Source organism: Sphingobacterium bovisgrunnientis (genome assembly GCF_009829085.1).
In the GTDB taxonomy this organism is placed as follows: Bacteria; Bacteroidota; Bacteroidia; order Sphingobacteriales; family Sphingobacteriaceae; genus Sphingobacterium; species Sphingobacterium bovisgrunnientis.
This window is the reverse complement of the sequence record NZ_WUQY01000211.1, coordinates 1-348: the sequence shown is the minus strand read 5'-3', so window position 1 is coordinate 348 and position 348 is coordinate 1. Positions and strand designations below refer to the sequence as shown.

The window sequence follows — 348 nt, the reverse complement described above, 5'->3', positions numbered from 1 at the left end:
GGTGAACCGTAAAGTTTTGATGGGATAAATCTACTTTTCCTAGCACATCGGCGACTTCCCAGTGCGGCTGCATAAAGAAAAAACGATATCAAGAGGACTATGGACTTTTTGTTGGGCTAACTGACAAACATGGAGGTATTCCATCGTACTTTCCACCCGTTCATGCCCCAGAAGCTTTTGAACTTGTAGAATATTCACACCATCTTCTAACAAATGCGTAGCATAGCTGTGCCGTAGCGTATGGGTATGTACCTCCTTGAGGATGCCGGCCTTTTTACAAACGGTTTTGACAACCCATTGAACGCCACGCTGGCTATAACGCGAATCAAAACCTTTGCCTTCTTTGCT

Annotated in this window: 1 protein-coding gene; it reads right to left on the bottom strand. The window is 44.8% G+C overall.

All coding sequences use genetic code 11. The features are described 5' to 3' along the window. Positions 1-39: 39 nt before the first annotated feature. Positions 40-348, bottom strand: a 309-nt coding sequence (locus tag GOQ16_RS17415) for a tyrosine-type recombinase/integrase (RefSeq protein ID WP_160070457.1), incomplete at its 5' end; no start/stop codon positions are given.